Origin of the sequence: Thermomonas sp. XSG (assembly GCF_014678725.1) — a bacterium.
GTDB lineage: Bacteria > Pseudomonadota > Gammaproteobacteria > Xanthomonadales > Xanthomonadaceae > Thermomonas.
In genome coordinates this window covers 2602646-2622919 of the sequence record NZ_CP061497.1, presented here as the reverse complement: position 1 = coordinate 2622919, position 20274 = coordinate 2602646, and the positions used below count along the sequence as shown (strand labels likewise).

Here is a 20274-nt window from a genome sequence, read left to right as displayed (position 1 = left end):
CCCCGCGGCGGCGCCATGGACCAGTCTCAGCGCCCCGCCCTGGCGTTGATGATCTCCGGCAGGTCGGTCTCGCGGTCCAGCTGCGGGAACTTGCTGCGCTCCATCCGGCGGATCGCGAAGTGCATCCATGCCAGTGCGCTGCCCACCAGCACGAACAGCAGCATGAAGCAGCTGGTCCAGATGCCGGTCAGGTCATTGAGCGCGCCGAACGCGATCGGCAGCAGGAAGCCGCCCAGCCCGCCGATCATCCCGACCACGCCGCCAACCGAGCCGACGTACTGCGGGTAGTACACCGGGATGTGCTTGTACACCGCCGCCTTGCCCAGCGACATGAAGAAGCCGAGCACGAACACCAGCATCGTGAACGGCACCACGCCGATGGCGAGGTGGAAGGTGATGTCGCCCTCGATGCCTTTCACCACGTACTGCGTATCCGGGTAGGCCAGCAGGAAGCAGCAGACCACCGAGACGCCGAAGGTCCAGTACATCACCTTGCGCGCGCCCATCCGGTCGGACATCCAGCCGCCGACCACGCGGAACAGGCTGGCCGGAATCGAGTAGCACGCGGCCAGCACGCCGGCGGTCTTAACGTCCATGCCGTAGGCGCCGATCAGGTAGCGCGGCAGCCACAGCGCCAGTGCGACGAAGCCGCCGAACACGAAGAAGTAGTACAGGGCGAAGCGCCAGACCTGCAGGTTCTTCAGCGGTGCCATCTGGTCGCGGAACGGCATCGGCTTGACGCCGGACTTGCGGCGCTGCTCCAGCGACGGATCTTCCTGCGAGAACAGGAAATAGAGGATCGCCGCCACCGCCAATCCTACCGCCCAGACCTTGGCCACCATCGTCCAACCCGCCGCCACCATCACCATAGGCGCCAGCAGCTTGGTGACCGCGGAACCGATGTTGCCGGCGCCGAAAATACCCAGCGCGGTTCCCTGCTTCTCCGCCGGAAACCACTTCGAGACGTAGGCCACGCCGACCGAAAACGAACTGCCGGCGATGCCCACGCCCAGCGCAGCCAGGAGGAACTGCGGATAGGTCTGCGCATGGGTCAGCAGCCAGGTGGCGATAGCGCCGGCCAGCATCACCCCGGTGAGCACCTTGCGCCCGCCGAGCTGATCGGCCCAGACGCCGAGGAAGATGCGCAGCAGCGACCCGCTGAGCACCGGCGTTGCGATCAGCAGGCCGAACTGGGTGTCATTGAGGCCCAGGTCTTTCTTGATCTGGATGCCGATGATCGAAAAGATCATCCAGACGGCAAAGCACGTGGTGAAGGCGAACGTGCTCAACCACAGCGCCCGCTGCTGGCGGGCGCTGCTGACTTGCGAAAGGTCTTGCATGGGTCACTTCCGGTCGAGGTTGGGAAACGCGTTGTTGCCGTGGCGACCGTACCGTGCGATCAGGCCGCTTCGGCTTCGATGGCGTCCAGCCCGCGGACCTCGTAGCGCTCCTGCAAGCCCTGCAGGTACTGCTGGAGTTCGCGTTGCCGGACCTGCAATTCAAGGTAGTCGGAAATGCGCTGGTGGACTTGATCGAACGCAAGTTCCTCGCCGCTTTCGATCGCGTCCACGCTGACCACGTGGTAACCCCAGCGCGACTCCACCGGGAACGCCGCCAGCCCCGAGCGCAGGCGGAACACCTGGCGGTCGAACTCGGGGGTGGCCTGGCCGCGCTCCAGCCAGCCCAGATCGCCCCCCTCGTCCTTCGATGGACAATCGGAATGGCGCATGGCGAAGTCGGCGAACAGGTGCGGTTGCGCCTTCAGCTCGGCGATGAGCTTTTCCGCCTGCTCACGCGCGGCAAACCGACCACTGACGTCATCGGCGGCGGCGCCCAGCAGGATGTGGCGCACGCGGATACGATCCGGCGCGCGGAAGCGCTCCGGGTTCTGCGCGTAATAGCGGCGGCAATCTTCCTCGCTGGGCACGCGATCCTCGATTTCCTGCTCCAGCAGCACGCGGATGCAGGCTTCCTCCACCGCCTCGCCGCCAATCGGCTGCACTGCATCCTGCAGGCCCAGTCGCGCGGCTTCCTGCCGCAGCAGTTCGCGCACCACCAGCGCGCGCGCCGCGTCGGCACGCGAGTGTTCCGGGGTCATCGCGCGATGGAACTGCATCTCGCGCGCGATGTCCGCCTCGCTGATCGCCACGCCGCCGACGAACAGGTACGTCGGCGCCGCCTGGCCCAGCGAACGGGGGCCTTCGTCGGCATGGTCGTGGTGGTGCGCATGCGCTTCCTCGGTCACCGACTTGCCGCTGTCGATGACGGTGATGGGAAGTTCGCGCCGCGGCTTGCCTTCTTCCATCGTTTACGCCCTCGGCCCGTAGCGCAGCGCCGGCTGGCGGCGACGCACCACCTGGTACGGACGCCACAGGTAGCTGACCGGGATGCTCCACACGTGCACCAGACGGGTGAACGGCGCCACCAGGAACAGGGTCAGGCCGAGGAAGATGTGCGCCTTGTAGACCCAGGCCACCGGCGCCACGAACTCGGCCGCGCCGCCACGGAAGGTGACGATGTGCTGCGCCCATTCGGCCAGCATCATCATCACGCTGCCGTCCATGTGGTGGGTGGACTCGACGATGGTGTACATGCCCAGCAGCAGCTGCGCGAAAAGCAGCAGCAGGATCACGGTGTCACCGGTGGTGCCGGTGGCCTTGACCCGCGGATTGGTCAGCCGGCGAACGGTGAGGATGGTGATGCCAACCAGGCAGACCACGCCGAACACGCCGCCGGCCACCATTGCCAGCAGCTGCTTCTGCGGCGCGGTGATGAAGTCCTCGTACATCGCGTGCGGGGTCAGCAGACCGACCAGGTGGCCACCGAGGATGGCGAGGATGCCGAGGTGGAACAGGTTGCTGCCGATCCGCATGCCCTTGTCGGACAGCATCTGGCTGGAGCCGGTGCGCCAGGTGTACATCGAGCGGTCGAAGCGCAGCCAGCTGCCGATGAAGAACACCGCCAGCGCGATGTACGGATAGAACTGGAACGCGAAGGTATCGAGATAATTCATGGCTGCACCTGTCGGGGGGCGGCGGGGGTGGCGGCACGGGCGGGGATGCGGGCGGGCGGCGTGCAGTCCTCTCCGGGCGCTTCGGCCCCGAACCGCACCGCCTCTTCCTCCCACAACCTGTCCATCACCTCTGGGGTGTCGTCGCGGGGCTCTTCGCTGGCGCGCTTGCGCAGGGCGCCAAGGTCGAGCCGGCCTTCGGCGTATTCGACCAGCAGTTCCAGCAGCAGCGCGTACGGGCTTTGGCGCTCGCCGGCGCGCGCGGCCAGCAGGCCGATGATGTGGCTGACGTGGTGCAGCCAGTCGCGCGCCTCTTCCTGCGGGCGCAGGCTGAGGTATTCCAGCAGCAGCGGCAGGTAGTCCGGCAGCTCCTTGGCATCCAGCTCGAAGCCGTTCTTGCGATAGGCCTCGATCAGGTCGACCATCGCCTGCCCGCGGTCGCGCGATTCGCCGTGAATGTGTTCGAACAGCAGCAGGCTCATCGAACGGCCGCGGTCGAACAGAGACAGCCAGCGGTCCTGCGCCTCCAGCGGATCGCTGGCCAGCAGCTCGCGCACGAAACCGGCCAGCGCCGCGCGCCGCGCCTGCGGCAGGCCCGGGTCGCCGGCGGCCGCGAGCAGTTCATCGCCGTGCTGCCACAGCGCATCCTGCGGGTAGTCCAGCAGCACGCCGACGAGCTTGAGCAGGCTCATTCGACCACCTCGAGCGATTTCTCCTGGCGGTTCGGATGCACCGCGTAGGTGGTGGTCTTGCGCTGGCCGAACAGGTCGGCCGGCGAATCGCCGCTGCAGCCGTTGCCGAAGGTGAAGCCGCAACCGCCGCGCTCGCCGAAGGTGTCGTTGGCGTACTCGCGGTGCGCCGACGGAATGACGAAGCGGTCCTCGTAGTTGGCGATGGCGAGGTAGCGGTACATGTCCTCGGCCTGCGCCACGGTCAGCCCGGCCTGCTTGAGCACCGCCAGGTCCTCCACGCCGTCCACGTTCTTGGCGCGACGCCAGGCGCGCATCGCCATCATTCGTTCCAGCGCGCGGATCACCGGCGCTTCGTCGCCGGCGGTCAGCATGTTGGCGAGGTAGCGCACCGGGATGCGCAGCGAGCCCACGTCCGGCAGTTCGCCGTTCATGCCCACCCGGCCGCGCTCGGCGGCGGACTGGATCGGCGACAGCGGCGGCACGTACCAGACCATCGGCAGGGTGCGGTATTCCGGGTGCAGCGGCAGCGCCAGTTTCCAGTCGATGGCCAGCTTGTAGGTCGGCGAGTTCACCGCCGCCTCCAGCCAGCTGTCGGGGATGCCTTCCTTGCGCGCGGCCTCGATCACCGCCGGGTCATTGGGGTCGAGGAAGATGTCCAGGTGCGCCTGGTACAGGTCCTTCTCGGCCGGCACGGAAGCGGCTTCCTGGATGCGGTCGGCGTCGTACAGCAGCACGCCGAGGTAGCGGATGCGGCCCACGCAGGTTTCCGAGCACACCGTGGGCTCGCCCATCTCGATGCGCGGGTAGCAGAAGATGCACTTCTCGGATTTGCCCGACTTCCAGTTGTAGTAGATCTTCTTGTACGGGCAGGCCGACACGCACATGCGCCAACCACGGCACTTGTCCTGGTCGATCAGGACGATGCCGTCCTCCTCGCGTTTGTAGATCGCGCCCGACGGGCAGGCGGACACGCACGCCGGGTTGAGGCAGTGCTCGCACAGCCGCGGCAGGTACATCATGAAGGTCTTCTCGAACGCGCCGTAGATCTCCTTCTGCACGTTGTCGAAGTTCCTGTCCTTGGAACGCTTGGCGAACTCGGTGCCGAGGATCTCCTCCCAGTTCGGACCCCAGTGGATCTTCTGCATGCGCTGGCCGGAGATCAGCGAACGCGGGCGCGCGGTCGGCTGGTGCTTGGAGTCCGGGGCTTCATGCAGGTGCTGGTAGTCGAAATCGAACGGCTCGTAGTAGTCGTCGATCTGCGGCAGGTCGGGATTGGCGAAGATCTTCGACAGCATCCGCCAGCGCCCGCCGGCGCGCGGCACCAGCTTGCCGGCACGGGTGCGCACCCAGCCGCCATTCCACTTGTCCTGGTTCTCCCATTCCTTGGGGTAGCCGACGCCGGGCTTGGTCTCTACGTTGTTGAACCACGCGTACTCCACGCCCTCGCGCGAGGTCCAGACGTTCTTGCAGGTGATGGAGCACGTGTGGCAACCGATGCACTTGTCCAGGTTCAGCACCATCGCGATCTGTGCACGGACCTTCATCACACCACCTCCTGGGCATTGGCGGGCACGGGCTCGCCGTCCAGCCAGTCGATCTTGTCCATCTTCCTCACCACCACCAGTTCATCGCGGTTCGTTCCCACGGTGCCGTAGTAATTGAAGCCATAGGAATACTGCGCATAGCCGCCGATCATGTGGGTGGGCTTGAGCACCACCCGGGTGACCGAGTTGTGGATGCCGCCGCGGGTGCCGGTGATCTCGGAGCCGGGCGTGTTGATGATGCGTTCCTGCGCGTGGTACATCATCGCGATGCCGTTCATCATGCGCTGGCTGACCACCGCCCGCGCCGCGATCGCGCCGTTGACGTTGAACAGCTCGATCCAGTCGTTGTCCTCGATCCCGGCGCTGCGCGCGTCATCCTCGCTGAGCCACACGATCGGGCCGCCGCGCGACAGCGTCTGCATGATCAGGTTGTCGGAATAGGTGCTGTGGATGCCCCACTTCTGGTGCGGGGTGATCCAGTTCAGCACGATCTCCTTGTGGCCGTTCGGCTTCTTGCCCAGGATCGGCGCGATGGTCTTGGTGTCCACCGGCGGGCGGTACTGCATGAAGCCCTCGCCGAACGCCAGCATCCATTCGTGGTCCTGGTAGAACTGCTGGCGACCGGTCAGGGTGCGCCACGGGATCAGCTCGTGGACATTGGTGTAGCCGGCGTTGTAGCTGACGTGCTCGTCCTCCAGCCCCGACCAGATCGGCGAGGAGATGATCTTGCGCGGCTGCGCCTGGATGTCGCGGAAGCGGATCGCCTCGTGTTCCTTGCCCACGGCAAGGTGGGTGTGGTCGCGGCCGGTGAACGTGCCCAGCGATTCCCACGCCTTGACCGCCACGTGGCCGTTGGTTTCCGGCGCCAGATGCAGGATCACCTCGCAGGCGTCGATGGCCGAGTCGATCTGCGGGCGGCCCTGGCTGACGCCCTCTTCGCGCACGCGGTGGTTGAGATCGCCGAGGAAGTGCACCTCGTCCTTGGTATCCCAACTCATGCCCTTGCCGCCGTTGCCCTGCTTGTCCAGCAACGGGCCCAGCGAGGTGAACTTCTTGTACAGATTGGGGTAGTCGCGCTCCACCACCACCATCGACGGCATGGTCTTGCCGGGGATCGCCTCGCACTCGCCCTTCTTCCAGTCGGTGACGCCCAGCGGCATCGCCAGCTCATTGGGGGTGTCGTGCAGCGTCGGCACCAGCACCAGGTCCTTGACCACGTCCAGCACGCCGGGCGCCATGTCGCTGACGGTCCTGGCGATGCCCTTGAAGATCTCCCAGTCGCTGCGCGACTCCCATGCCGGGTCCACCGCCTTCGACAGCGGATGGATGAACGGGTGCATGTCGGAGGTGTTGAGGTCGTTTTTTTCGTACCAGGTGGCGGTGGGCAGCACCACGTCGGAATACAGCGCGGTGGTGCACATGCGGAAGTCCAGCGTGACCAGCAGGTCGAGCTTGCCTTCCGGCGCCTCGTCGCGCCACTTCACTTCCTCCGGTTTGACCGCGCCGCGCTCGCCCAGGTCCTTGCCCTGCACGCCATGGCGGGTGCCCAGCAGGTGGCGCAGCATGTATTCGTGGCCCTTGCCGGAGCTGCCCAGCAGGTTGGAGCGCCAGATGAACATGTTGCGCGGGTAGTTCTGCGGCGCGTCCGGGTCGGCGAAAGCGAAATCCAGCGCGCCGGACTTCAGCTGCGCCACCGCGTAGTCGACCGGGGCAACGCCGGCCTTCTCGGCCTCGCGCACCACTTCGATCGGGTTGCGGTCCAGCTGCGGGGCGCTGGGCAACCAGCCCATGCGCACCGCGCGCAGGTTCATGTCGGCCATCGAGCCGGTGAACTTCGACGGATCGGCCAGCGGCGACAGGATCTCCTTCATGTCCAGCTTCTCGTAACGCCACTGGTCGGAGTTGAAGTAGAAGAACGAGGTGCCGTTCATGTGGCGCGGCGGCTTGCTCCAGTCCAGCGCGAACGCCAGCGGCTGCCAGCCGGTCTGCGGGCGTAGCTTTTCCTGCCCCACGTAGTGCGCCCAGCCGCCGCCGGTCTGGCCCACGCAGCCACACATGACCAGCATGTTGATCAGGCCGCGGTAGTTCATGTCGTTGTGGTACCAGTGATTCATCGCCGCGCCGACGATGATCATGCTGCGACCACGGGTCTTGTCGGCGGTGCGGGCGAACTCGCGGGCGATCTCGATCACATCCAGGCGCGGCACGCCGGTGATCGTTTCCTGCCACGCGGGCGTACCCGGCACGTTGTCGTCGAAGCTGGTGGCCACGTTGCCGCCGCCGAAGCCGCGGTCCACGCCGTACTGTGCCAGCAGCAGGTCGTACACCGTGGCGACCAGGGTCTCGCCGTCGGCGGTGGCGATCCGGCGCACCGGGATGTTGCGCTCCAGCACGTCCTCGAACTTGGAGGCCGTCCACTTCTCGTGCTCGACGCCGCCGAAGTACGGGAAGCTGACCGCCTCGATGCCGTCATTGCCATCCTTGAAGCTCAGCCGCAGGCGCGTCTCGCGGCCGGCGCTGTCCTTCTCCTCGATGTTCCACTTGCCTTTCTCGCCCCAGCGGAAGCCCACCGAGCCGTTCGGCACGGTGATGGCGCCGGTGCTATCGTCGAACGCAAGCGTCTTCCATTCGGGGTTGTTGGCTTCGCCCAGTCCGCCCAGGTCCGACGCGCGCAGGTAGCGCCCGGCGACCAGCCGGCCGTCGTCGCGCCGCTCCAGCCGCACCAGCAGCGGCATGTCGGTGTACTGCCGGCAATAGTCGGTGAAGTACTGCGAGGGCTGGTCGACGTGGAACTCCTTCAGGATCACATGGCCGAACGCGAACGCCAGCGCGGCGTCGGTACCCTGCTTGGGATGCAGCCAGTGGTCGGTCAGCTTGGCGACTTCGGAATAGTCCGGGGTGATCGCCACCGTCTTGGTGCCGTTGTAGCGCGCCTCGGTGAAGAAGTGGGCGTCGGGCGTGCGGGTCTGCGGGACGTTGGAGCCCCAGGCGATGATGTAGCGGCTGTTGTACCAGTCGGCCGATTCCGGCACGTCGGTCTGCTCGCCCCATACCTGCGGCGAGGACGGCGGCAGGTCGCAGTACCAGTCGTAGAACGACAGGCAGGCGCCGCCCAGCAGCGACAGGTAGCGCGCGCCGGAGGCGTAGGACACCATCGACATCGCCGGGATCGGCGAGAACCCGACCACGCGGTCGGGGCCGTACTGCTTCACCGTGTATAGGTTGGCGGCGGCGATCAGCTCGTTGGCCTCCTCCCAGCGCACCCGGGCGAAACCGCCCATGCCGCGGCGGGACTTGTAGTCCTTCGCCTTGGTCTTGTCCTCCACGATGCTTGCCCAGGCATCCACCGGCGCCATCGTCTTGCGCGCCTGCCGCCACATGCGCAGCAGCGCGCCGCGGATCAGCGGGTATTTCAGGCGGTTGGCGCTGTACAGGTACCAGGAATAGCTGGCGCCGCGCGGGCAACCGCGCGGCTCGTGGTTGGGCAGGTCCGGGCGCGTGCGCGGGTAGTCGGTCTGCTGGGTTTCCCAAGTCACCAGGCCGTTCTTGACGTAGATCTTCCAGCTGCAGGAGCCGGTGCAGTTCACCCCGTGGGTGGAACGCACGATCTTGTCGTACTGCCAGCGCGCGCGGTAGCTGTTCTCCCATTCGCGGCTTTCGGTCTTGGTGAAGCCGTGGCCGTCGGCAAACGTCTCCGGATTGCGCTTGAAGAACTGCAGACGGTCAAGGAAATAACTCATGGGAACATCCTCTTGGCTGGCGTGCACCACCCGCGCGCACGCATCTTGCTGATGGCGGAAACTGCCGCCGCGATTGCCTCGTCGAAGCTCAGCACGGCGTCTCCGCGCCGCGCCGGAAGTACCACCACCACGTCACCGCCAGGCAGGTGGCGTAGAACACGATGAAGCCGTACAGGGCCAGCTCGGGGCCGCCGCTCCACGCGATCGAGGAGCCATAGCTCTTCGGGATGAAGAAGCCGCCGTAGGCGCCGATGGCCGAGCTGAAGCCGATCACCGCCGCCGACTCGATGCCGGCCTGGCGCGCCGCGGCGGCCTTGCCCTCCGCGTTGGCGTCGGCCGACCAGCGCTCGTGCAGGGTGCGGAAGATCACGGGGATCATCCGGAACGTCGAGGCGTTGCCGATCCCGCTGAGCACGAACAGCGCCATGAAGCTGCCGAGGAAGCCGTAGAAGCTGCCGCCCTGGCCGCCGTGGTCGGGCAGGAAGTGCAGCACGAAGAACACACCGACGATCATCAGCGCGAACACCCAGAAGGTCAGCAGCGCGCCGCCCAGCTTGTCGGCGAGCCAGCCGCCCACCGACCGCATCAGCGCGCCGACCAGCGGGCCGAGGAAGGCGTAGGCCATCGGGTTGACGTCCGGGAACTGGGTCTTGATCAGCATCGGGAACCCGGCCGAGAAGCCGATGAAGGAGCCGAAGGTGCCGATGTACAGCCAGCACATCAGCCAGTTGTGCTTGCGTTTGAAGATCACCGCCTGCTCGGCGAACGAGGAGCGCGCCGCGGCCAGGTCGTGCATCCCGAACCACGCGGCGATGGCGCAGACCAGCAGGAACGGCACCCACACGAAGCCGGCGTTCTGCAGGAACAGCTGCTTGCCGTCGGCGGTCAACTGCGGCGCGCCGGCAATCGCACCGAACAGCCCGAAGGTGATGACCAGCGGAATCACGAACTGGGTGGCCGACACGCCGAGATTGCCCAGCCCCGCATTCATGCCCAGCGCGAAGCCCTGCTTCGCCTTGGGGTAGAAGAACGAGATGTTGGACATCGACGAGGAGAAGTTGCCGCCGCCGAAGCCGCACAGCATCGCGATGGCGACGAAATGCCAATAGGGCGTGCTGGTGTCCTGCACCGCGATGCCCAGCCAGACCGCCGGGATCAGCAGCGAGGCGGTGGCGATGGCGGTCCAGCGGCGGCCACCGAACAGCGGCACCACGAACGAATAGAAGATCCGCAGGGTCGCACCGGACAGCGCCGGCAGCGCGGCCAGCCAGAACAGCTGGTTGGTGTCGAACTGGAAACCCACCAGCGGCAGGCTGATGGCCACCGCCGAGAACATCTGCCAGATCGCGAACGCCAGCAGCAGCGCCGGCACCGAGATGGCGAGGTTGCGGTTGGCGATGCGGTTGCCCGTCTGTGCCCAGAACGCCGCATCCTCCGGCCTCCAGTCCTGGATCACGGAACCGACGCTGCGTGGCTTGCGGGCCAGGTGGGCGTTCATGGGACGTACCTGTGCTAGGGATAGCCGGCGGGGCCGATCATCACCCTATTTGGGCGCGCCGGCAAAATTTGTTGGCGCAAGCCTGCGGGATCACCCCCCCGCCGAATTTGATCGGAATCAAATCCGCCCCCTGAGCGAACCCGGCTTGATCCCGGTCAAGCCGACGCGACAAAGGCGTCCGGCCCCCTTGCGTTCAGCGCTTGGGCACGCCCCGGCTGCGCACGCTGTCGCGCACGTCCACTTCCAGATCGATCTCGACCACCTCTTCCGTCCCTTCCGCCAGCGGCAGGCGCAGGCGCAATCCCTCGCGGCAGGGCAGCCGCGCAACGTAGGCGGCCAGCTCGGCGGCCGGCAGCTGGCAACCCCAGCCCTGCGCGTCGGCCACCAGCACTTCCGGTTGCGGCCCCTCGCCCAGCCGCAGCCACTGCCGCAGAGCCAGCCCGGCCGGCAGGATGGTCAGGTTCTCCACCGTCCCGCCGGCCTGCAGGCGTGCCAGTTCGGCCTCGCTGATGCGCAGCCGCACCAGCTGCCCCTGCAGCTGGACCTTCACCGTCCCGGCTCCGGGGCGTGCTGGTGGTCATGGCCGGGTGCGTGTGCATGCGCATCCCCGCCCGCTGGCGCGTGGCTTTCGCACAGCGAGCAGCCTTCGCTCCAGACGCTGTCGCCGTCGACGTAGTGCTCCTGCTTCCAGATCGGGCTGGTGTGCTTCACCGCCTCCACGACCTGCCGGCAGGCGCGGAAGGCCTCGTCGCGATGGGGGGTGCCGGCGGCCACGACCATCGCCAGGTCGCCGATCCCCAGCCGCCCCTTGGCATGGCCGATGTAGAGCTTGAGCTTGCCGTCGAAGTCGCGCTCGGCCTTCGCGGCAATCTCGGCAAACCCGTTCAGCGCCAGCGGCACGAACATGTCATAGCTGATGCCGGTGACGTCGCGACCATGGTTGAGATCGCGCACGCGGCCGACGAACATCGTGATACCGCCGAAACCGGGGTCGGAGACGAACTCCAGCGCGGCGGCCGGGTCCAGCTTGCCCTCGGCGATCTCGACCACGGTGAGATGGTGGCGGTGCATGCTCAGCCCCCGCTGACCGGCGGCAGGATCGCCATGCCGACACCGGCCGGTACCGGTTGCGCATCGCGCAGTACCGAGGTGTCACTGGCGAAGGCGGAACGCGCCAGCAGCGCCGGGTTGAAGTTCGGCCAGTGCGCCCGGCCATGCGCCTCCAGCGCGGCGCGCAGGTCGGCCACGAGGGCGCCCTCGGCCAGCGCCAGCACTACCTGCGGCTCCGGCTGGCAGTCGCGGAAGGCCCCGAACAGCTTCACTTGCACATCCATCAGCCTTGTCCCTGCAGTTGCAGCCCGAGCAGATGCCCGGGCGGATACACATCGACCAGAGCGCCGTCTTCCAGGTCGCCTGCGGCGGCATCGATCACGATCCACGCATTGCTGTGCGCCAGCGGCGCGATCCGGAACGACTCCTGCCCCGGCAGCACCCGCGCCTGCAGCCGGCCGTCGCCATCCAGCGCCACGTGGCCCTTGAGGTGGAAGCGCAGCGCATGGCGCTTGCGGTAGCCGCCCAGCAGCGGCAGCCGCAGCGGGCGCTCCGGCGCCAGCCCCAGCATCGCCCGCAGCGCCGGCTCGACGAAGAAGCGCAGCCCCACCGCGCTGGAGGCCGGATTGCCCGGCAGCCCGAAGAACAGCGCGCCGTTGGGCAGGGTGGCAAACAGCAGCGGCTTGCCGGGACGGATCGCCACCTTGTGGAAATGGAGGGTCGCGCCGAGCTTGCGCAGCGCATCGGGGATGAAGTCGTAGCGGCCCATCGACACCGCGCCGGTGCTCAGCACCAACTCCACGCCGGCCGAGCGCGCCTGCTCCATCGCGATGAAGAAGGCCTCGGCATCGTCGCTGACGGTCTGCCGCAGCACCACGTCACCACCCGCCTGTTCAATCCGTCGGGCCAGGTAGGGGCCATTGCTGTTGCGGATCTCACCGGAGCCCAGTGCCTGCGCGGGATCGTCCACCAGCTCGCGACCGGTATTGAGCAGCGCCACCCGCGGGGTTGCGTGCACGTCGACCAGCGGCACCCCCAGCGCGGCCAGCAGCATCAGCTGCGGGGCATCCAGGCGGGTACCTGCGGCGAGGAAGCGGTCGCCCTTGCGCACATCCTCGCCATGCCGGCGCACATGCTGGCCGGGCGGCACATCGGCTTGCAGGCGGATGCGAGCGGGCTTGCCGTCGCCATCGCGGGCCAGCACTTCGACCTGCTCGACCGGGATCACCGCGTCCAGCCCGTCCGGGATGCGCGCGCCGGTCATGATTTCCCACGCCCCACCCTGCGCCGCGGTCTGCGCGTCTCCTGCCGCCTGCGCGCCCAGCACCTCGAACTCGGTGCCCGCGATCGCGCCGGCATCGCCCACCCGCAGGGCGAAGCCGTCCATCGCGGAATTGTCGAACGGCGGCAGGTCTTCGCCGCTATGCACCGCCTCGGCCAGCACCTGCCCGGCCATCGGCGTGCGCGGCACCACCGGCAGCGGCTTCGCCTCGCGCTGGATGAGCGCCAGCGCCTCGTCGTATCCGATCACGGGTGCGGCCTGCCATCGAGCATCGCCAGCGCGTGCGCCAGCAGCGGCTGCAGCATGTCCATGCACTGCTGCGCCGCGCGCGGGCTGCCCGGCAGCGCGAACACCAGCATGCCGCCCAGCTGCACCACTTCGGCGCGGCTGAGCCAGGCCAGCGGGGTGTGCTTGGCGCTTTCGCTGCGCAACATCTCGGCGAGACCCTCCACCGGACGTTCGGCCACCAGCCGCAGCGCTTCCGGCGTCACGTCGCGCGGTCCAAGGCCGGTGCCGCCACTGCACAGGCACAGGCGCACGCCCTTGGCAGCCAGCGCGCGCAGGCGTTCGGCCAGCGGATCGATGCCGTCGGGCAGCACTTCGACGTAGCCGACCTCGGCACCCAGTTTGCGCAGGGCCTCCACCAGCACCGGACCGGAGCGGTCTTCATACTCGCCCGAACTGGCGCGATCGCTCAGGGTGATGACCGCGCACGGCACGCCGTCCAGGCGGGCCAAGTCGCGCGGCTGGTAGTGCGCGCGCTCCTCGTCGGTCATGCCATCGGGATGCACCCACAGTCCCTTCTTGCCGCCTTCCTTGAACAGCAGTCGCACGCCGTTGATGGCCAGCGCCGGCTGCACCGGCTTGGTCAGATCGTAAAGCGTGAGCAGTGCCGCGTTGACGCCCGCCAGCGCTTCCATCTCGACGCCGGTGCGCGCCTCCAGCGCGCATTCGCAGTACACGCGGATGGCGTGGCGTTCCGGCACCGGCACGCAGCGCACCCGCACCAGCTCCAGCGAGATGGGATGGCACAGCGGCATCAGCTGCGAGGCCATCTTGGCGCCCTGCAGGCCGGCGATCTCCGCCATCACCAGCGCATCGCCCTTGGGCAGGCGGCGCTCGACGACGGTGGCGAACGCGGCGGCGCCCGCCAGGAACTCGCCCACCGCGACCGCGCGGCGGCGGGTGGGGCGCTTGTTGCGGATATCGGCCATGTAAAAGGCCGCGTCGCGTGGGCTGGTCATGGAATGTGCCTATCCGCCAATGGAGGCGAGGTGCGGGGTAATGCCGGTATTGCCTTCGTGCAGGCCGTGGCCGGCCGCCTTGAGGCCCAGCTGGGTGGCGATGCGCCCGACGAGCGCGTCGTGGTCGTCGTCCGACTGCAGCAGCGGCCGCAGCGGGATGCCGAAGTCGCCGAACAGGCACAGCCGCAGGTCGCCGCGCGCAGTCACCCGCAGGCGGTTGCAGCCGGCGCAGAAATCCTTCGAATACGGCGCGATGATGCCGATCCGCCCGCGATAGCCAGGGTGCGCGTACTCGCGCGCCGGGCCGGCATCGGCGGCACGCGGCCGCAGTGTCCAGCCGGCATCCACCAACTGTTGTTCCAGCGCCTCGGCGCGGTAATGGTGGCGTTCGAAATAGGCCTGGTTGTCGCCGGTGCGCATCAGCTCGATGAAGCGGATCGACACGTCGCGGCCGCGCAGGAAGTCCATCCACGCCGGCAGCTCGTCGTCGTTCAGCCCGCGCAGCAGCACCGCATTGAGCTTGACCGCATCGAAGCCGAGGCCCTGCGCGATCTCGACGCCCTCCATCACCTCGTCGAAGCGGTCATGGCCGGTGATGGCGGCGAAACGCGCCGGTTGCAGGCTGTCCAGGCTGACGTTGAGCGCGGTCAGCCCGGCTTCGCGCCACAGCCGCACATGCCTGGGCAGCAGGCAGCCATTGGTGGTCAGGGCGATCTTCTGAACGCCAGGCGTCGCCGAGACGGCGGCGATGATCGACGGCAGGTCCTTGCGCAGGCTGGGCTCGCCGCCGGTCAGGCGGATCTTGCGCATGCCCACCGCCGCGAAGCCGCGCACCAGCCGCTGGACTTCCTCAAGCGTCAGGAAGCTGGGCCGCCCGTCGGCCTGATAGCCATTCGGCAGGCAGTAGCTGCAACGGTAGTTGCAGGCCTCGGTGAGCGAGAGCCGCAGATAGGGGAACGTGCGGCCGAAGCCATCCACGAGGGTTGCCATGTTGTCGCTCCAGTCCAAACGCGGGAGGCCGGCCCGTTTCCGGATCCGGCCCGGTGGCAGCGGCCTTGCGGCCGATGCCACGGCCCCGTTGCCGTATCCGCGGACGAACCCAGGCAAGGGGGCTTGGAGGTGGTACGGCGACAGCTTAGCCCCGTCCGCGGGGTGCGCGCTTGATTGCGATCAAGATTCCGCCGCGCCGCGGCCGCGGCGCGCGCAGCGCCATGTTAGCTTCGCGCCTTCCTCCACGATTCCCGTCGCACCATGAGTCTTGCCAGCTTCCAGGATCTCCTCGATGCCGCCCGCCAGCAGCCGGAGCCGCAGCGCCTGCTGCTGGTGTTCGCGCGGGTGGAATTGCCGCAGAACGCCACGGCGGAACAGCGCGAGCGCTTCGAGCGGCGCGAGGGCGGAACGCTCTCGCCTTGCCTGTGCGTGGACAAGACCCCGGAAGAGGTCGCCAGCTTCGCGGCGCTGGCCGAGGAGTCCAAGGCCACCGGCCAGGAGTGGGATCTGCTGTTCGTCGGCGGCCTGGCAGGCCGCGCCGGCGTCGCCCCGAGCGCGGACGAGGCCGCGCAGCCGCTGCGCTTCATGGTCAACGCGATCAACGACGGCCGGGTGGCGCAGTTCGCCGCCTTCGACCGCCAGGGCGAGGTGGTGCAGTTCGGCTGAGCTGGTTCAGCCGCCGACCAGCGCGCGCACCATCTGCAGGCCGAGGAAGAACGCGATCAGGACGGTGTTGATCGCCCAGCCGACGGTCAGCGCCTGCGCCATCACCCCGTAGCGCGGATCCTTCGCGTTCGGCGCCACTTTCCAGACCGCGGCGACGATCCAGGCGGTGTAGCCCAGCAGGAACACCAGCAGGCCCAGGGTGGCGCCCGGCAGGCGATCGTGGTCCACCAGCCAGGCCACGGCCAGCCACAGCAGGTTGCTGGGAAGGACGCCGTACAGCCAGAACACCTTCCACAGCGGACTGCGTTCCGGCAGATGGATAGCATGCGAAGCGTGCATCTGGACTCCCCCGGCGTGGTGTTGCCGCCAGAATAGCACCGCCTCCCGGCGTTCTGGGATGGTGCCCCGCTGTGCGACACTTGGCGGATGCTGATCGTCCTGTCCGCCGCTGTCCTGTACCTCGCGGCCGCTGCCTGGCTGGCGGTCGACGCGCGCCGTGGCCAAGCCACCGGGGGACGCAGCTGGCTGCTCCCGGCCGATGCCGCGGTGCTGCTGCATGGACTGGCCCACTATCTGGCCTGGCGCGGCAGCGGCGCCACCGACCTGCACTTCTTCGCCGCGCTGTCGCTGGTCGGGCTGGGCATGGCCGCACTGACCGCGCTGGTTGCCGCCACCGGGCGCATGCGTGCGCTGGGCGTGGTGGTGTTCCCGCTGGCCGCGCTGGTGTTGCTGGCCTATCGCTTCTATGGCCACGCCCCCCCGGCCGACCCGTTGGACTGGCGGATGCTTCTGCACGCGTGGCTGGCCCTGCTGGCCTACGCCACGCTGGCGCTGGCGGCCGTGCTGGCGGTATTCCTGTGGGCGCAGGAACGCGCCCTGCGCCGTCGCCAGTTCCACGCCTGGCTGCGCGCACTGCCGCCGCTGACCGAGCTGGAAACATTGCTGTTCCGCACCATCGCGGTCGGCTTCGCGCTGCTCACCGCCACCCTGCTGACCGGCGTCCTCTTCGTGGAGAACCTGCTGGCCCAGCACCTGGTGCACAAGACCGTGCTCAGCGTGCTGTCGTGGCTGGCCTTCGGCGCGCTGCTGCTGGGCCGCTGGCGGCGCGGCTGGCGTGGCGCCACCGCGGTGCGCTGGACGCTGGCGGCGATGGCGCTGCTGGTGCTGGCATTCTTCGGCAGCAAGTTCGTGCTGGAACTGGTCCTGCACCGCACTGCCTGAGCGGCATCCCGCGCCACCCCACCTCGAGCTGACGGGCGCCTGCTGCGCAGGCGTGCCGCTTCGTGCCTTCCCCTGATGCGCTTCCGATGCGCTGGCCGCTGGCGATGGCTGCCGCCTGTCGCGAATACGTTTGCAATGCAAATATTTGCATTGACAACTATTGCCCATCGACACAAAATGTCGCCCCATGAAGCCGTCCGATCCGTCCGCCGACGCCTGCAGCACCTCGCTCGGCCTGCTGTTCCGCCAATTGCGCGATGCCATGTGGGCGCGCATGGAGCGCGAACTGGCCACGGCCGGGCATGAGCTCACCTTCAGCCAGTACATCACCCTGAAGAAGCTGGCCGGCGGCTGCACTGCCGGCGTCACCGACCTCGCCCGCGCCGCCGACCTGAATCCGGGCGCCATGACCCGGCTGCTGGACCGGCTGGAAGCACGCGGATTGCTGGCCCGGGTGGCCGACCCCAACGACCGCCGCGCCCTGCACATACACCTGACCGATGCCGGCCGCGACATGTGGCATGACGTCGACCAGTGCGGTGCACGCGTGCGCGAGCGCGCGTTCCACGGCATGGACGAGGCCACGCGCGCGCAACTGACCGGCTTGCTTGAGCAAGCCCGCGACAACCTGCTTTCCCCGGACTGACCCCATGCCGCGACTTTCGATTCTTGCCACCGCCCTGGGCGGTGCCTTGCTGGTGGCCGGTTGTGCCAGCACCGCCGGGTTCGCGCCGCAGGGCGCACCACGCGACCCCGCCACCCTCGCCACCGGCCTTGCCCTGGCCGGCGCGCCACTGTCGCCCGCCGCCTGGCCCAGCGAACGCTGGTGGACAGCGTTCGGCGATACCCAGCTCGACGCGCTGGTCGATGAGGCGCTGGCAGGCACGCCCTCGCTGGACGCCGCCGAGGCGCGGGTCCGCAAGGCGCAGGCACAGGCTGGATTGGCCGACGCCGCGCGCAAGCCCAGCGTCGGCGGCGGCGCGCAGTACGCGGTGGCCCAGCTGCCGGCGGGGCTGGCCGGCGAAGAGCTGGGCGGCCAGCTGATGCACAACGCGGTGCTGACCCTGAAATTCGACTGGCCGCTGGACGTATGGGGCGGCAAGCGCGCCGACTACCTTGCGGCGCTGGGCCAGGCCCGCGCCAGCGAAGTCGACGCGCAGGCCGCGCGGCTGTCGCTGGCGGCCAACGTGGCGCGCAGCTACGTCGCGCTGGCGCAGGCGTTCGATGATCTCGACCTGGCCCGCCGCGAGCAGGCGCGCACCGGCGACCTGGTGGCGCTGGGCAAGCAGCGCATCGCCGCCGGGCTGGACAACCAGGCCGCCCTGCGCGGCAATGAGGCCCTGGCCGCCACCGCCACGGCACAGGCGGACGCCGCGCAGCACCGCATCGATGCGCTGCGCAACGCGCTGGCCGCGCTGCTGGGGCAAGGCCCCGATCGCGGCCTGGCGATCCAGCGCCCGCACCTGCTCGAGACCCCGGCCCCGGCGCTGCCATCGGTGCTGCCCAGCGAACTGCTGGGCCATCGCCCGGACGTCGTCGCCGCCCGCTGGCGCGTGGAAGCCGCCGCGCAGGGCATCACTTCCGCGAAGGCACGATTCCGACCCAGCATCGACCTGAGCGGCCTGGTCGGGCTTGCCGCCACCGGCTTCAAGGGCCTGTTCGACAACGACGCCTTCCTCGGCTTCGGCGGTCCCGCGCTGAGCCTGCCGATCTTCGACGGCGGCCAACTGCGCAGCAACCTGGCCGCGCGCGATGCCGATTACGACCTCGCCGTGGCGGAGTACAACCGGACCGTCGTCGAAGGCCTGCGCCAGGTCACCGACGCGGTGCAGGCCATACGCGCGCTGGACGCCCAGGCGGCCGCGCTGGAACAGGCCCGAAGCGCCGCCGCCGCCGCCGCGCAGGTGGTCGAGCAGCGCCAGCGCGCCGGTCTGGCCAACCGGCTCGACCTGCTGGCGGCACGCAAGCCGCTGCTGCAGGCGGAGCAACAGCTGTCGGCCGTACGCAGCCAGCGCTACGCCGCGGCCATCGACCTCGACCAGGCGCTGGGCGGCGGCATCGCCGCCACCGCGCCCACTCCCATCGCCTCCCACTGACGCGCCTCCATGACCACCGAAACCACTCCGAACACCTCCACCGGCCCGGCCGCCCCGCTGCCGCCATCGCAGGTCACGCGGACGCCCGCGCAGGGAAAGCGCCGCCGCGCCCTGCTGATGCTGCTGGCCGTCGTCGTCGTGGCCGGCATCGCCTGGATCGCCTACTACCTGCTGGTCGCCCGCTGGCGCCAGGACACCGACGACGCCTACGTGCAGGGCAACATCGTCAGCATCACCGCGCAGACGCCGGGCACGGTGGTATCCATCAACGCCGACGATGGCATGCGGGTGAAGGCCGGCCAGGTGCTGGTGCAACTGGACCCCAACGACGCCCAGGTGGCCCTGGCGCAGGCCGAAGCCAACCTTGCGGCAACGGTGCGCCAGGTCCGCGGCCTCTTCAGCAGCGTGGACAGCGCGCAGGCCGACATCGCCGCCCGCGAAGTGGCGCTGCAGCAGGCACGCGCCGACGTCGCGCGCCGCAGCGGGCTGGTCGCCAGCGGCGCGGTCTCCGCCGAGGAGCTGGCGCATGCGCAGGCCCAGCTGAAGGCCGCCGAGGCCGCGCTCTCGGCCTCGCGCGGGCAGCTCTCGCGCAACCGCGCGCTGGTCGACGCCACCACCGTGGCCAGCCAGCCGCAGGTGCAGGCCGCCGCCGCGCAGCTGCGCCAGGCCTACCTGAACCTGCAGCGCGCCGCGATCGTGGCGCCGGTCGACGGCTTCGTCGCCAAGCGCAGCGTGCAGCTGGGCCAGCGCGTGCAGCCCGGCGGCGCGCTGATGGCGGTGATTCCCCTGCACGACGTGTGGGTGGACGCCAACTTCAAGGAAACCCAGCTGCACAACATGCGCCTGGGCCAGCCGGTGAAACTCACCGCCGACCTCTACGGCAGTGACGTGGAATTCGACGGCAAGCTGGTCAGCCTGGGCCTGGGCACCGGCAGCGCGTTCGCCCTGCTGCCGGCGCAGAACGCCAGCGGCAACTGGATCAAGATCGTGCAGCGCATCCCGGTGCGCATCCAGCTGGATCCCAAGCAACTGCGCGACCACCCGCTGCGCCTCGGCATGAGCATGGCGGTGGACGTGGACGTGCATGATCAGGGCGGCCCGGTGCTGCCGGCTGCGCCGGCCGACAAGCCGGTGCTGACCACCGACGCCTACGCCCGCCAGCTGCACGATGCCGACGCGCTGATCGAACGCATCATCGCCGGCAACCTGCCGCAGGGCCGCGCGTCCTGACCCCCTACGCA

The 20274-nt window shown here is 68.7% G+C and carries 19 protein-coding genes and 1 riboswitch; of the genes, 5 read left to right on the top strand and 14 right to left on the bottom strand.

Annotation, left to right across the window (positions count from 1 at the left end; genetic code table 11):
• Window positions 1-26: 26 nt before the first annotated feature.
• The 13 genes from ICG51_RS12315 to moaA form a co-directional block, all read right to left on the bottom strand.
• Window positions 27-1340 (bottom strand): nitrate/nitrite transporter, encoded by a 1314-nt coding sequence (locus tag ICG51_RS12315; protein WP_190280638.1) that lies wholly within the window; start codon window positions 1338-1340, stop codon window positions 27-29.
• 59 nt (window positions 1341-1399) lie between these two features.
• Entirely contained in the window at window positions 1400-2305 is a 906-nt protein-coding gene (locus tag ICG51_RS12310) for a peptidylprolyl isomerase (RefSeq protein WP_190280637.1), read from the bottom strand.
• A 3-nt stretch (window positions 2306-2308) separates the two neighbouring features.
• Window positions 2309-3013 (bottom strand): respiratory nitrate reductase subunit gamma, encoded by a 705-nt coding sequence (narI, locus tag ICG51_RS12305; RefSeq protein WP_190280636.1) that lies wholly within the window; start codon window positions 3011-3013, stop codon window positions 2309-2311.
• Window positions 3010-3702, bottom strand: coding sequence for a nitrate reductase molybdenum cofactor assembly chaperone (gene narJ, locus ICG51_RS12300; protein ID WP_190280635.1), 693 nt, complete (start codon window positions 3700-3702; stop codon window positions 3010-3012). The genes narI and narJ overlap by 4 nt, the downstream gene beginning before the upstream one ends.
• Window positions 3699-5246: a nitrate reductase subunit beta gene (gene narH, locus ICG51_RS12295; protein WP_190280634.1), complete on the bottom strand. Its 1548-nt coding sequence runs from the start codon at window positions 5244-5246 to the stop codon at window positions 3699-3701. Before narH ends, narJ begins: the two co-directional genes overlap by 4 nt.
• Window positions 5246-8986, bottom strand: a complete 3741-nt coding sequence (locus tag ICG51_RS12290; RefSeq protein WP_190280633.1) for a nitrate reductase subunit alpha — start codon at window positions 8984-8986, stop codon at window positions 5246-5248. The genes narH and ICG51_RS12290 overlap by 1 nt, the downstream gene beginning before the upstream one ends.
• Before the next feature lie 88 nt (window positions 8987-9074).
• Window positions 9075-10484, bottom strand: a complete 1410-nt coding sequence (locus tag ICG51_RS12285; RefSeq protein ID WP_190280632.1) for a NarK family nitrate/nitrite MFS transporter — start codon at window positions 10482-10484, stop codon at window positions 9075-9077.
• A 193-nt stretch (window positions 10485-10677) separates the two neighbouring features.
• Window positions 10678-11034, bottom strand: a complete 357-nt coding sequence (locus ICG51_RS12280; RefSeq protein WP_190280631.1) for a hypothetical protein — start codon at window positions 11032-11034, stop codon at window positions 10678-10680.
• Complete coding sequence (locus ICG51_RS12275; RefSeq protein WP_190280630.1) at window positions 11031-11555, bottom strand: molybdenum cofactor biosynthesis protein MoaE; 525 nt, start codon at window positions 11553-11555, stop codon at window positions 11031-11033. Before ICG51_RS12275 ends, ICG51_RS12280 begins: the two co-directional genes overlap by 4 nt.
• A gap of 2 nt (window positions 11556-11557) precedes the next feature.
• Window positions 11558-11806: a MoaD/ThiS family protein gene (locus ICG51_RS12270; RefSeq protein ID WP_223809448.1), complete on the bottom strand. Its 249-nt coding sequence runs from the start codon at window positions 11804-11806 to the stop codon at window positions 11558-11560.
• 11 nt (window positions 11807-11817) lie between these two features.
• Entirely contained in the window at window positions 11818-13065 is a 1248-nt protein-coding gene (glp, locus tag ICG51_RS12265) for a gephyrin-like molybdotransferase Glp (RefSeq protein WP_190280629.1), read from the bottom strand.
• On the bottom strand, window positions 13062-14060 hold the full coding sequence (gene moaCB / locus ICG51_RS12260) for a bifunctional molybdenum cofactor biosynthesis protein MoaC/MoaB (RefSeq protein ID WP_190280628.1): 999 nt from the start codon (window positions 14058-14060) through the stop codon (window positions 13062-13064). The genes glp and moaCB overlap by 4 nt, the downstream gene beginning before the upstream one ends.
• A gap of 9 nt (window positions 14061-14069) precedes the next feature.
• Entirely contained in the window at window positions 14070-15050 is a 981-nt protein-coding gene (moaA, locus tag ICG51_RS12255) for a GTP 3',8-cyclase MoaA (RefSeq protein ID WP_190280627.1), read from the bottom strand.
• A riboswitch (molybdenum cofactor riboswitch) is annotated at window positions 15042-15191 on the bottom strand. Its footprint overlaps the gene before it by 9 nt.
• A 120-nt stretch (window positions 15192-15311) precedes the next feature.
• Between moaA and ICG51_RS12250 the strand changes: the two genes are divergently transcribed.
• Window positions 15312-15716, top strand: coding sequence for a ribonucleotide reductase subunit alpha (locus tag ICG51_RS12250; protein WP_190280626.1), 405 nt, complete (start codon window positions 15312-15314; stop codon window positions 15714-15716).
• A 6-nt stretch (window positions 15717-15722) separates the two neighbouring features.
• On the opposite strand, the gene ICG51_RS12245 is transcribed toward ICG51_RS12250, so the two are convergent.
• Window positions 15723-16055 carry a hypothetical protein gene (locus ICG51_RS12245; RefSeq protein ID WP_190280625.1) on the bottom strand — a complete coding sequence of 111 codons (333 nt, stop codon included), beginning with the start codon at window positions 16053-16055 and terminating at the stop codon, window positions 15723-15725.
• A gap of 87 nt (window positions 16056-16142) precedes the next feature.
• Here ICG51_RS12245 and ccsA point away from each other — a divergent pair, with 87 nt between their 5' ends.
• From ccsA to ICG51_RS12225, 4 genes are all read left to right on the top strand, one after another.
• On the top strand, window positions 16143-16937 hold the full coding sequence (gene ccsA, locus ICG51_RS12240; protein ID WP_190280624.1) for a cytochrome c biogenesis protein CcsA: 795 nt from the start codon (window positions 16143-16145) through the stop codon (window positions 16935-16937).
• Between the two features lie 187 nt (window positions 16938-17124).
• The gene (locus ICG51_RS12235) at window positions 17125-17583 is read left to right on the top strand and encodes a MarR family transcriptional regulator (RefSeq protein WP_190280623.1); all 459 of its coding nucleotides are present in this window, start codon (window positions 17125-17127) and stop codon (window positions 17581-17583) included.
• Window positions 17584-17587: 4 nt separating this feature from the next.
• Complete coding sequence (locus ICG51_RS12230) at window positions 17588-19033, top strand: efflux transporter outer membrane subunit (RefSeq protein ID WP_190280622.1); 1446 nt, start codon at window positions 17588-17590, stop codon at window positions 19031-19033.
• A 9-nt stretch (window positions 19034-19042) separates the two neighbouring features.
• Window positions 19043-20263 carry an efflux RND transporter periplasmic adaptor subunit gene (locus tag ICG51_RS12225; RefSeq protein WP_190280621.1) on the top strand — a complete coding sequence of 407 codons (1221 nt, stop codon included), beginning with the start codon at window positions 19043-19045 and terminating at the stop codon, window positions 20261-20263.
• The last annotated feature ends 11 nt before the right edge of the window (window positions 20264-20274 follow it).

Coding starts and splice junctions, on each gene's coding strand:
- ICG51_RS12315 (WP_190280638.1), bottom strand. CDS start 1,340: ATGCAAGACCTTTCGCAAGTCAGCAGCGCCCGCCAGCAGCGGGCGCTG.
- ICG51_RS12310 (WP_190280637.1), bottom strand. CDS start 2,305: ATGGAAGAAGGCAAGCCGCGGCGCGAACTTCCCATCACCGTCATCGAC.
- narI (WP_190280636.1), bottom strand. CDS start 3,013: ATGAATTATCTCGATACCTTCGCGTTCCAGTTCTATCCGTACATCGCG.
- narJ (WP_190280635.1), bottom strand. CDS start 3,702: ATGAGCCTGCTCAAGCTCGTCGGCGTGCTGCTGGACTACCCGCAGGAT.
- narH (WP_190280634.1), bottom strand. CDS start 5,246: ATGAAGGTCCGTGCACAGATCGCGATGGTGCTGAACCTGGACAAGTGC.
- ICG51_RS12290 (WP_190280633.1), bottom strand. CDS start 8,986: ATGAGTTATTTCCTTGACCGTCTGCAGTTCTTCAAGCGCAATCCGGAG.
- ICG51_RS12285 (WP_190280632.1), bottom strand. CDS start 10,484: ATGAACGCCCACCTGGCCCGCAAGCCACGCAGCGTCGGTTCCGTGATC.
- ICG51_RS12275 (WP_190280630.1), bottom strand. CDS start 11,555: ATGCACCGCCACCATCTCACCGTGGTCGAGATCGCCGAGGGCAAGCTG.
- moaCB (WP_190280628.1), bottom strand. CDS start 14,060: ATGACCAGCCCACGCGACGCGGCCTTTTACATGGCCGATATCCGCAAC.
- moaA (WP_190280627.1), bottom strand. CDS start 15,050: ATGGCAACCCTCGTGGATGGCTTCGGCCGCACGTTCCCCTATCTGCGG.
- ICG51_RS12250 (WP_190280626.1), top strand. CDS start 15,312: ATGAGTCTTGCCAGCTTCCAGGATCTCCTCGATGCCGCCCGCCAGCAG.
- ICG51_RS12245 (WP_190280625.1), bottom strand. CDS start 16,055: ATGCACGCTTCGCATGCTATCCATCTGCCGGAACGCAGTCCGCTGTGG.
- ccsA (WP_190280624.1), top strand. CDS start 16,143: ATGCTGATCGTCCTGTCCGCCGCTGTCCTGTACCTCGCGGCCGCTGCC.
- ICG51_RS12235 (WP_190280623.1), top strand. CDS start 17,125: ATGAAGCCGTCCGATCCGTCCGCCGACGCCTGCAGCACCTCGCTCGGC.
- ICG51_RS12230 (WP_190280622.1), top strand. CDS start 17,588: ATGCCGCGACTTTCGATTCTTGCCACCGCCCTGGGCGGTGCCTTGCTG.
- ICG51_RS12225 (WP_190280621.1), top strand. CDS start 19,043: ATGACCACCGAAACCACTCCGAACACCTCCACCGGCCCGGCCGCCCCG.